Below are 11,295 nucleotides of genomic sequence, written 5' to 3' on the forward strand. Positions count from 1 at the left end.
CGACTAACCTGTTCGACTGTCCCGAACGTCCATCCACGATGCCCAGCGGAGCCGAGTGTGAAACTCCCGCGCAACGCCTTTCTCACCAAGCAGTGGGAGAGGATCCCGGAGAAGCGCAGACTCCCCGTCGCGGTCTTCGCCACCACCCAGATCCTGTTCCTGCTCTGGTGGGCGGCGTTCTTCCCCGGCGCCCTGAGCTATGACTCGATCACCTATGTGTGGCACGTCACCACCGACAACTGGGAGTCGAACCACTCGGTGGCGTACGACGGCCTGGTGTGGCTGTCGCTCAACACCACCGGTGATCTGTGGATCCTGACGCTGGCGCAGACGATCGCGATGTCCGCGACGCTCGCCTACTGCTCCGTCACCCTCCGGGACTGGGGGGTGCGGCAGCGGTGGGCGGCCGTCGCCACGAGCGTGCCGGCGCTGCTGCCGCCGACCGCCGTCTTCGTGATCTTCGTCTGGAAGGACGTGCCGTTCGTCATCGGCGCGATCCTCGCCTTCGGCGCGGCGGGCCGGCTCGCGGCGCGGCGGGCCCGCGGCCGTCAGGCCGTCCGGGACAGGGCCTTCTACCGCACCGTCGGGCTGCTCTTCCTGGGCTTCCTGATGCTCGCGGTGTTCCGCAACAACGGCATGCTGGTCGCGGTCGTGGCCGCGCCCATCCTGCTGATCGCGCTGCCGTCGATGCGCCGCTGGGTGCTCGCGGCGACGGCCGTGCCGGTGCTCATCTTCGGCCTGCTGACCAGCGTGATCTACCCGTCGGCCGGGGTGAAGACCCCGCCGAAGGACGCCGTGTACGCCTTCTTCTACGCGGACATCGCGGTCGCCTACGGGCAGCGCCCCGGCTTCTTCACCAAGGAGGACAAGGCGCTGATGGCCAGCATCGCGCCGCTGTCCCACTGGAAGGGCCGCGCGGCCAACTGCTACAACGCCGACTGGGCGATGGAGTCCCCGCCGATGAACCGGCCGCTCGCGGCCGAGCGCAACGACGAGCTGATGGCCCTGTGGCAGCGGGTCCTCAAGCGCACCCCGGACCTGGTCATCGGCGCCCGGGTGTGCCGCGCGCACATCGCCTGGGCCGTGTTCCCCGGCCCGAAGGAGCTGCGGGCGAACACGCTGCTGAGCGACCCGCAGACCTCGAAGACGCTGTTCAGCTACCTCAAGTGGAACGAGGACATCAAGCACAGCGAGTACCGCTCGAAGCTGAAGATCCGGCCGCTCTCCGAGCCGCTGCACAGCGTCGCGGACTTCTCGTGGCGCGCCTTCAAGGTGCCGCAGCTCCAGTGGCTGCTGTTCCGCGGCGCGATCTGGTGCTACGCCACGTACGCGATCGTCCTGCTGTTCCGCCGCCGCACGAAGGCGAAGGGCGCGCTGGCGCTGCTGTCGGTCACGCTGGGCCTCCAGCTGACCGTCCTGGCGGCCAACCCGGCCCCGCTGTGGCGCTACATGATCGGCCCGATCTTCATCGGCATCATGCTCCTCCCGCTGCTGCGCGCGAAGCCGGACTTCGGCTCGGGCGACCCGGCGGAGCCGACGAAGCCGGAGGACTCCGCGCAGCCGGAGGGCGCCACCGAGACCCCCGAGGCCACGGACGAGCCCGAGACCCCGGCCCCCGGCAAGACCGCGGAACGCGGCACGACCCCGGAGCCGAACCCGGTCTCGTGACCCGGACCTGACGCACTCCTGACGCACCGAGGCCCCCGCCGGAACTCCGGCGGGGGCCTTCGTCGTACGAGGAGCACCCTCGCCGTACGGGAAAGGCCCCCGCCGGTACACCCGGCAGGGGCCTTCGTCGTACGGCAGCCGTTCGCCTAGAACGGGTCGAACTCGTCGTACTCGCGCTGCGGGTCGTCCCGCTCGGCGTCGCGGACCCACCCCCGATGCCGCCCTCGCGCGACTCGGCCCCAGGGGGCCTCCCCGGCTTCGGACGGCTGCGCCGGACTCCGTCCGGACGGCACAGCGAAGGCCCCCGCCCGGGCATCCCCGGCAGGGGCCTTCGCCGTACCTGCGAGACGGGCTCGCGGGGCCGGCTAGAACGGGTCGAACTCGTCGTACTCGCGCTGCGGGTCGTCCCGCTCGGCGTCGCGGTCGCGGCGGCGCTGGGCAGCGGGGCGGGGGGCCTCCAGGCGGTGGTCCTCGCCTCGGCGGCCGAGCATCTCGGCGCCGGCCATCATCGAGGGCTCCCAGTCGAAGACGACCGCGTTGTCCTCGGCGCCGATCGCCACGCCGTCGCCCGCGCGGGCGCCGGCCTTCATCAGCGCGTCCTCGACGCCGAGGCGGTTGAGGCGGTCGGCCAGGTAGCCGACGGCCTCGTCGTTGTTGAAGTCGGTCTGGCGGACCCAGCGTTCGGGCTTCTCGCCGCGCACGCGGTAGAGCTCCTCGGCCTCGTCGTAGGTGACGGTGAAGCCGGCGTCGTCGACCGCCTTCGGGCGGATGACGATACGGGTCGCCTCCTCCACGGGCTTGGCCGCGCGGGCCTCGCCGACGATGCCCGCGAGGGCGTAGGACAGCTCCTTGAGGCCCGTACGGGCCACGGCGGACACCTCGTACACCTGGTAGCCGCGCTCTTCGAGCTCCGGGCGGATCATGTCCGCGAGGTCCTGGCCGTCCGGGATGTCGATCTTGTTGAGGACCACCAGGCGCGGGCGGTCCTCAAGGCCGCCGTACTGCCGCAGCTCCTCCTCGATGATGTCGAGGTCGGAGACCGGGTCGCGGTCCGACTCCAGCGTCGCCGTGTCGAGGACGTGGACGAGGACCGAGCAGCGCTCGACGTGGCGGAGGAACTCCAGGCCCAGGCCGCGGCCCTGGCTCGCACCGGGGATGAGGCCGGGGACGTCGGCGATCGTGTAGACGGTCGAGCCGGCGGTGACCACGCCCAGGTTCGGGACGAGCGTGGTGAAGGGGTAGTCGGCGATCTTCGGCTTGGCGGCCGAGAGGACCGAGATGAGCGAGGACTTGCCCGCGCTCGGGTAGCCGACGAGCGCCACGTCGGCGACCGTCTTCAGCTCCAGGACGACGTCGCCGCCCTCGCCGGGCTCGCCGAGCAGCGCGAAGCCGGGCGCCTTGCGGCGGGCCGAGGACAGCGCCGCGTTGCCGAGGCCGCCGCGGCCGCCCTGGCCCGCGATGTACGTGGTGCCCTGGCCGACCAGGTCGGCGAGGACGTTGCCCGCCTTGTCGAGGACGACGGTGCCGTCGGGCACGGGCAGGACGAGGTCCTGGCCGTCCTTGCCGGAGCGGTTGTCGCCGGCGCCGGGCTGCCCGTTGGTGGCCTTGCGGTGCGGCGAGTGGTGATAGTCCAGGAGGGTGGTGACGGCCTGGTCGACGACCAGGATCACATCGCCGCCACGGCCGCCGTTGCCGCCGTCCGGGCCGCCGAGCGGCTTGAACTTCTCCCGGTGGACGGAGGCGCAGCCGTGGCCTCCGTTACCCGCGGCGACGTGCAGCTCGACGCGGTCCACGAAGGTAGTCATGGTTCTGTGCCTCCAGATACGCAAAAAACAGGTGGAATGTCTATCTAGTAACACGCGAAAGGCGGACCCGCTTCCCTAACGGGAAGTGAGGTCCGCCTCCGCAAAGCTTCCGATCAGGCGACCGGAACGATGTTCACGACCTTGCGGCCACGGAAGGTGCCGAACTGCACCGAACCGGCCTGCAGGGCGAACAGCGTGTCGTCGCCGCCACGGCCCACACCCGAACCCGGGTGGAAGTGGGTGCCACGCTGGCGGACCAGGATCTCACCCGCGTTGACGACCTGACCGCCGAAGCGCTTCACGCCGAGCCGCTGGGCGTTGGAATCGCGACCGTTCCGGGTGGACGATGCGCCCTTCTTGTGTGCCATTGCTCAGTCCCTCTTTACTTCGCGGCCGTCGGGATGGACGTGACCTTGATCGCCGTGTACTGCTGACGGTGACCCTGGCGACGGCGGTAGCCGGTCTTGTTCTTGTAGCGCAGGATGTCGATCTTGGCGCCCTTGTGGTGGTCCACGACCTCGGCCTCGACCTTGATGCCGGCCAGGACCCACGGGTCGCTGGTCACGGCGTCGCCGTCGACGACGAGCAGGGTCGAGAGCTCGACCGTGTCGCCAACATTGGCGGTGGAAATCTTGTCAACCTCAACGATGTCGCCGACAGCAACCTTGTGCTGGCGACCACCGCTGCGCACGATGGCGTACACGCGGATCTCTCTCTCACTCGGAAATCGGGACCTCTGATGCCAGCCGCCCGCACGCGCGAGCCTGGGGCCCGGCGGTCCGGAATCGGTCGAGCGGCCTCTCCCGGAGACCGGGAGGGAGGTGCTCAGAGGGTGCGGCGCAATCAGACACGCCGACGGTCTAGGTTACGGGCGGCTCCCGCAGGGGGTCAAATCCCGGCCTCGTCGGCCGCGGAGGTCTCCGCGACGAAGCCCTTCAGCCAGGCGCGGAAGTCCGGCCCCAGGTCCTCGCGCTCGCAGGCGAGCCGCACGATGGCCCGCAGGTAGTCGCCGCGGTCGCCGGTGTCGTAGCGGCGGCCCTTGAAGACCACGCCGTGCACCGGGCCGCCCAGGGTCTCGTCCGCCGCCATCTTCTGGAGGGCGTCGGTGAGCTGGATCTCGCCGCCGCGGCCCGGCTCGGTCTCGCCGAGGACGCCGAAGACGGCCGGGTCCAGGACGTAGCGGCCGATGATCGCGTAGTTGCTCGGCGCGTCCGCCGGGTCCGGCTTCTCGACCAGCCCGGTGATGCGTACGACGTCGGCGTCGGCGGTCGGCTCGACGGCCGCGCAGCCGTACAGGTGGATCTGCGCCGGGTCGACCTCCATGAGCGCGACGACGCTGCCGCCGCCGGCCGCCAGGACCTCCAGCATCCGGGCGAGCAGCGGGTCACGCGGGTCGATCAGGTCGTCGCCCAGGAGCACCGCGAAGGGCTCGTCGCCGACGTGCGGCTGCGCGCACAGCACGGCGTGGCCGAGACCGCGCGGGTCGCCCTGGCGCACGTAGTGCATGGTGGCGAGCTCGCTGGACTCCTGGACCCGGGCGAGGCGCTCCTCGTCACCCTTGCGGGTGAGCGCCTCCTCCAGCTCGTAGTTCCGGTCGAAGTGGTCCTCGAGCGGGCGCTTGTTGCGGCCCGTGATCATCAGGACGTCCGACAGACCCGCCGAGACCGCCTCCTCCACCACGTACTGGATGGCCGGCTTGTCGACGACCGGCAGCATCTCCTTGGGCGTCGCCTTCGTGGCGGGCAGGAAGCGCGTGCCGAGACCGGCGGCGGGGATGACGGCCTTGCGCACCTGGGGGGCGGGGGTGTTGTTCATCGGGCTGTTCCTGGTTTCCGATCGGGGTCAAAACCGTGTGGACCGTCCCCGGGAGGAGGACGGTCCACACGGACTGCGTCGGGGACTGGGTCAGTCCTGCGCGGGGGCCGCGGTCTTCTTCACGGCCTTCTTGGCGGTCGTCGTCTTCTTCGCCGCCGTCTTCTTGGTCGCCGCCGTCTTCTTGGTGGCGGCCTTCTTGGCGGTGGCCTTCTTGGCGGCCGTCTTCGCGGCCGTCTTGCGGACCGTCTTCTTGGCCGCCGGAGCGGCCTCGGCCTCGGCGGGGGCCGCGTCGGCCGGAGCCTCGGCGGGCGCCTCAGACGCGGGGGCCGAAGCCACCACGAGCACGGCGGCCTCCTCGGCACCGGCGGGCGCGCCGGCCGGCGCGGTGGCCTTGCGGACCACCCGGCGGCGGGCCCTCGGCGGGGCGGCCACGGGGGCCTCCTCGACGACGGGCTCGACGACCGGCTCGGCGACGGGCTCCGCGACCGGGGCGGCCTCGACGACCGGCTCCACGACCGGGGCGGCCTCGACGACCGGCTCCACGACCGGGGCGGCGACCGTCTCGGCGACCGGCTCCGGGGTGGAGACCACCGGGGCGGACACCTTGCGGGTGGCCCGGCGGCGGGTCCGGGGCGCGGGCGCCTCGGGCGCCTGCTCCTCGGCCACCGGGGCGGCCTCGACGACCGGCGCGGCCTCGGCCACCGGGGCCTCGACGACCGGCTCCGGCTCCGGCGCGGGCTCCGGGGCGACGACCTCGAAGGTCTCCGTCTCGGTGACGGCCGGCGCGGTCGCCCGCACCGGCGCGGTCGCCCGGCGGGTCGCCCGGCGGCGGCCACGGCCACGGGTCGCGGCGGCCTCGGCCTCCGCGGCGCTGCCGTACAGCTCCTCGTCCGCGGCGATCGGCTCGGGCACCGCCACCGGGGCGGCGAGCTCGGCGGCCAGCTCGGCCTCGGTCTCGGCCGGGGTCTCGTGGACCTCGGTCTCGTGGGCGTGCTCGTGCCCGTCGCCGCCGCGGCCGCGCTTCTTCGAGCGCTTGCCGCCACCGCCGCCACCGTGGGTGGCGGGCTGCTCCATGTGGACGATGACACCGCGGCCGTTGCAGTGGACGCAGGTCTCGGAGAAGGACTCCAGGAGGCCCTGGCCGACCCGCTTGCGGGTCATCTGGACCAGGCCCAGCGAGGTGACCTCGGCCACCTGGTGCTTGGTCCGGTCGCGGCCCAGGCACTCCAGGAGGCGGCGCAGCACCAGGTCGCGGTTGGACTCCAGGACCATGTCGATGAAGTCGATGACGACGATGCCGCCCAGGTCGCGCAGCCGGAGCTGGCGCACGATCTCCTCGGCCGCTTCGAGGTTGTTCCTCGTCACGGTCTCTTCGAGGTTGCCGCCCTGGCCGGTGAACTTGCCGGTGTTGACGTCGACGACGATCATCGCCTCGGTCTTGTCGATCACCAGCGAGCCGCCGGAGGGCAGCCAGACCTTCCGGTCCAGCGCCTTCATCAGCTGCTCGTCGATCCGGTACGTCGCGAAGACGTCGACCTCGCTGGTCCACCTGGACAGGCGGTCGGCCAGGTCCGGGGCGACGTGGTTGACGTAGCCGTGGATGGTCTCCCAGGCGTCGTCACCGCTGACGATGACCTTGGAGAAGTCCTCGTTGAAGATGTCGCGGACGACCCGGACGGTCATGTCCGGCTCGCCGTAGAGCAGGCTCGGCGAGGACGTCGAGATCTGCGACGCCTTCTTCTGGATGTCGGCCCACTGCGCCTGCAGGCGCTCGACGTCGCGGCGCAGCTCGTCCTCGCTGGCGCCCTCGGCGGCGGTGCGCACGATGACGCCGGCGTCCTCGGGGACGATCTTCTTGAGGATGGTCTTCAGACGCGCGCGCTCGGTGTCCGGGAGCTTGCGGCTGATACCGGTCATCGAGCCCTCGGGCACGTACACCAGGTAGCGGCCGGGCAGCGAGACCTGGCTGGTCAGGCGGGCGCCCTTGTGGCCGATCGGGTCCTTGGTGACCTGCACCAGGACCGACTGGCCGGACTTGAGGGCGGCCTCGATGCGGCGCGGGCCGTGGCCCATGCCGAGCGCCTCGAAGTTGACCTCGCCGGCGTACAGGACGGCGTTGCGGCCCTTGCCGATGTCGACGAAGGCGGCCTCCATCGACGGCAGCACGTTCTGGACCTTGCCCAGGTAGACGTTGCCGACGTACGAGGTGGCCTGCTCCTTGTTGACGTAGTGCTCGACGAGCACGTTGTCTTCCAGGACGCCGATCTGGGTGCGCTCGCCGTTCTGGCGGACGACCATGACGCGCTCGACGGCCTCGCGGCGGGCCAGGAACTCGGCCTCGGTGATGATCGGGACGCGGCGGCGGCCCTGCTCGCGGCCCTCGCGGCGGCGCTGCTTCTTGGCCTCCAGGCGGGTCGAGCCCTTGATGGACTGGACCTCGTCGGAGGGCTCGCCCTTCTCGCGCGCCGGGCGGGGCTCGCGGACCTTGACGACCGTGCGGACGCCGTCGTCCTCGGCGCCCTCGGCGTCGGCGGCGGCGTCACCGCTGCGGCGACGGCGACGGCGGCGACGGCGGGAGCTGCTGCTGCCCGCGGCGTCGTCCTCGGACTCCTCGGCCTCGTCCTCGGCGTGGAGCTCGTCGGCCTCGTCGGCCTCTCCGGACTCCTCCTCCTCGGCCTCGTCGTTCTCGGCGAGCTCGGCGAACTCGCCGCGGCGACGGCGACGGCCGCCCCGGCGGCGACGGCGGGACGGGCGGTCCTCGTAGTCGTCGTCGGCATCGGCCTCGGCCGCGGCCTCCTCCGCCTCAGGGGTGGACTCGACCTCGGGCTCGTCGGCGACGGTGGCCGGGACGGGCTCGACGGCGACGGGCTCGCCACGGCGGCGACGGCGGCGGCGCGAACCGGTCTCGGCGGCCTCGGGGGCCTCCACGACGGTCTCGGCCACGGCCTCCACGGCCTCGGCGTCCTCGGTGAGCTCCTCCTCGGCCTCGTCCTCCACGGCCTCGGCGGCGGCGATGTACGCGGCCGTCTCCGGGGTCTGGAACATCGGCTCGGTGAAGACCGGCGGCTGGAACACGGCGACGGCGGGGCGCGCGGCACGGCGGGTGCGGGGCGCCTCGGCCTCGGCGGCCGGCTCGGCGGTGAACTGCGGCGAGGTGGCGCGGCGGCGGGTGCGGCCACGGGTGGCGGCCTGCTCGGCGGCGGCGACCTCGGCGGTGTGCGAGGCGATCTCCTCGACGGTGTCCTCGGGCAGCGCCTCGCCGGCGGTCTCGGCGGCGATCTCGGCGGCGGCGTCCGCGGTCACGGCGGGCGCGGCGGCCTTGCGGGTGGCGCGGCGACGGGCGCGGGGGGCCGGGGCGGCCTCCTCGACGACCGGCGCGGCCTCGACGACCGGCTCAGGGGCGGCCTCCGCCACGGGAGCGGCCTCGACGACCGGCTCCGGCGACGTGGCCTTACGGGTGGCCCGACGGCGGGTGCGCGGGGCCGGGGCGGCCTCCTCGACGACCGGCGCGGGGGCCTCCACGGCCTCCGCCACGGGCGCGGCCTCGACGACCGGCTCGGGCGAGGTGGCCTTGCGGGTGGCGCGGCGACGGGCGCGGGGGGCCGGGGCGGCCTCCTCGACGACCGGGGCGGCCTCGACGACCGGCTCCGGGGCGGCCTCGACCACGGGAGCGGCCTCGACGACCGGCTCCGGCGACGTGGCCTTACGGGTGGCCCGGCGACGGGTGCGCGGGGCGGGGGCCGCCTCCTCGGCGGCCGGGGCGGGAGCCTCGGCGGCCGGAGCGGCGGGGGTTTCGGTGGTCTCGGCGGACCCGGCGGTCACCGGCGGGCCGGCCGGCCGGGAAGCGGCGCGGCGCCTGCGGCGCGGCGGCAGCTTGTCACCGGGTGCGTTGTCGACGCCTTCGGCGGCGTTGTCTTCGTGCTGTTCGAGCATGCGGGCGGTTCTCCCGTCACGCCCCCGGGCGCCGCGTCTGAGTCCGGTCCGGCGGCACGAAAGCGCGAAGTGCGCGGTGCCGCCGTCCGGGGCGCGGGCGCCGCACGGGAGCTGTATGTCTGGCTCGCCGGTTCCGTACGCCTTCTGCGGACGGCCTGGCGAAAGTCTTGTGGTCAAAGCGCCGCCCGACCCAGGTGGCTCCCGAGTACGAGGGCTGCGCTACGACGACCGCTCCCTACGCGGTGCCCGCACCCGGCGCCGTCGCTGAGGCGGTCGCGGCGGCCGTGGATGGGGCGGCCGTGACTGTCTCGCGGTCGGGCGCGAGCGGGTCGGTCACCGTGCCGGACTCCTCGTCGAAGAGCCCCTGCGCCAGCCTGGTCACCGCTGCGGGGACCGGCGGCGCCAGGTCGGCCACAGCTCGGAGACCGGACAGGACGTCGTCGGGTCGCACGGCAGGTGTCACGTGCCGAACAACCAGCCGCAGTATCGCACAGGCGCTGTCCAGCGGCCTATCACCCTGGGGATCGCCCGGGGCGGCGGCCGAGGTCAGGTCGACGACGGCGGCGCGGGTGTCGAAGGTGCGGATGCCGTTCTTGGTCTTGCGCTGTACTTCCACCGTCTCGGCCGCGAGAAACGTCTCGACGGCCTTGCGCGCGTCCTCGGGGTCCACGCCGTCGAGGCGCAGCTCCCAGACGGAGGCGGTCAGCCGGTCGGCGAGGCCGGAGGTGCGGGCCTCGACGGCGTCGGTGATGTCGAGCCCGTCCGGCAGGGACTCGTCGAGCAGACGGCGGAGCGTCTGGGGGTCGCGCGCCTCGGCGAGGGCGATCTCCAGGTACTCGGCCTCGGAGCCCGTGCCCGTGGGGGCGGCGTTGGCGTACGACACCTTGGGGTGCGGGGTGAAGCCGGCCGAGTACGCCATGGGCACCTCGGCGCGGCGCAGCGCGCGCTCGAAGGCGCGCTGGAAGTCACGGTGGCTGGTGAACCGGAGGCGTCCGCGCTTGGTGTAGCGCAGTCGGATGCGCTGCACCGCCGGGGCGGGCGGCGGGCCTTCGGGCTGTCGCTTGCCCAGTGGTTCTTCTCCTCGGTGCGGGGCGGGCGCGGTGTGGCGCCGCCCACGAAATGCGGTGTGCCCTGGGGGGCCCGCCCGGCTCACCCCCGTGGGAAACGGGGAGATCTCGGGTGCGGGGGCCGCGCCGGGGACGTTCGTTGTACTACCCAGAGTACGCGCCCGGGCCGCCTCCGGTTCCCCGGGCCGGTCACACGGGGCCGCCGAAGAGGGCCCGCCACACCTCGCGGGTGGCGGCGCGGACGGCCCGCGCGGCCTCGGCGGCGGGGCGTGCGGCGTAGTCGCGCAGCCAGTGGCCCATGGGGGTGAGGACCACCCGGTACGCCCAGGCGAGGGGGCGGCCGACGCCGTAGCGGAAGATCCAGGCCAGGGCCCGGCCGAGGGCGCGGGAGAGGATCCCGGCGATGTCCCAGGCCCAGCGGAGGGACGGCGCGAGGAGGTGCCGCCAGAGCCAGCCGGCCGGGGTGAGGAGGATCCGGTCGAGCAGCCACCACAGGGCGCGGGCGACGGGGACGAGGACCCACCGCCACAGCCACCGCAGCGGGACGAGCAGCAGGTGCTCGGCCAGCCAGGCGAGCGCACGGCCGAGCGGGGCGAGGGCCTCGCGCCACAGGAATCGCAGCGGGACGAGCAGCAGGTGCTCGACCAGCCACCCCAGCGCGCGCCCGACCGGGACGAGGACCCACCGCCACAGGAATCGCAGCGGGACAAGCAGCAGGTGCTCGACCAGCCACCCCAGCGCGCGCCCGACCGGGACGAGGACCCACCGCCACAGCCACCGCAGCGGGACAAGCAGCAGGTGCTCGACCAGCCACCCCAGCGCGCGCCCGACGGGGGCGAGGACCCAGCGCCACAGGTGTTTCGCGACCTGCCGCAGGGCGTCCCAGAGCAGCCGGACGGGGACGACGACCACGAGGGCGACCGCGCGGGCCACGGCGGTGAGGCAGCCCCTGTTTTCCATGTTCACGACGAGAACGACGCGACGGCCCGGAGAAGGGTTTCCCCTTC

At 73.3% G+C, this 11,295-nt stretch carries 8 protein-coding genes; 1 reads left to right on the plus strand and 7 read right to left on the minus strand.

Annotated features, from left to right (window positions below; translation table 11 throughout):
* Positions 1–57 precede the first annotated feature (57 nt).
* Positions 58–1,668: a hypothetical protein gene (locus tag AB0C99_RS26810; RefSeq protein WP_362479965.1), complete on the plus strand. Its 1,611-nt coding sequence runs from the start codon at positions 58–60 to the stop codon at positions 1,666–1,668.
* 365 nt (positions 1,669–2,033) lie between these two features.
* Here the strand turns inward: AB0C99_RS26810 and obgE are convergent, their stop codons facing one another.
* The 7 genes from obgE to AB0C99_RS26845 form a co-directional block, all read right to left on the minus strand.
* A complete protein-coding gene (gene obgE / locus AB0C99_RS26815) occupies positions 2,034–3,473 on the minus strand; it encodes a GTPase ObgE (protein WP_362479968.1) in 1,440 nt (479 codons plus the stop codon).
* Between the two features lie 113 nt (positions 3,474–3,586).
* Positions 3,587–3,841 carry a 50S ribosomal protein L27 gene (gene rpmA, locus AB0C99_RS26820; protein WP_030494090.1) on the minus strand — a complete coding sequence of 85 codons (255 nt, stop codon included), beginning with the start codon at positions 3,839–3,841 and terminating at the stop codon, positions 3,587–3,589.
* A gap of 14 nt (positions 3,842–3,855) precedes the next feature.
* Positions 3,856–4,176 (minus strand): 50S ribosomal protein L21, encoded by a 321-nt coding sequence (rplU, locus tag AB0C99_RS26825; protein WP_362479972.1) that lies wholly within the window; start codon positions 4,174–4,176, stop codon positions 3,856–3,858.
* A 185-nt stretch (positions 4,177–4,361) separates the two neighbouring features.
* Positions 4,362–5,288, minus strand: coding sequence for a UTP--glucose-1-phosphate uridylyltransferase GalU (gene galU / locus AB0C99_RS26830; RefSeq protein ID WP_362479975.1), 927 nt, complete (start codon positions 5,286–5,288; stop codon positions 4,362–4,364).
* A gap of 90 nt (positions 5,289–5,378) precedes the next feature.
* A complete protein-coding gene (locus AB0C99_RS26835; protein ID WP_362479978.1) occupies positions 5,379–9,221 on the minus strand; it encodes an Rne/Rng family ribonuclease in 3,843 nt (1,280 codons plus the stop codon).
* A gap of 235 nt (positions 9,222–9,456) precedes the next feature.
* Positions 9,457–10,248 (minus strand): TIGR03936 family radical SAM-associated protein, encoded by a 792-nt coding sequence (locus tag AB0C99_RS26840; protein ID WP_362479980.1) that lies wholly within the window; start codon positions 10,246–10,248, stop codon positions 9,457–9,459.
* 229 nt (positions 10,249–10,477) lie between these two features.
* Complete coding sequence (locus AB0C99_RS26845; protein WP_362479983.1) at positions 10,478–11,248, minus strand: hypothetical protein; 771 nt, start codon at positions 11,246–11,248, stop codon at positions 10,478–10,480.
* Positions 11,249–11,295 lie beyond the last annotated feature (47 nt).

Source organism: Streptomyces sp. NPDC048659 (assembly GCF_040650575.1).
GTDB lineage: Bacteria > Actinomycetota > Actinomycetes > Streptomycetales > Streptomycetaceae > Streptomyces.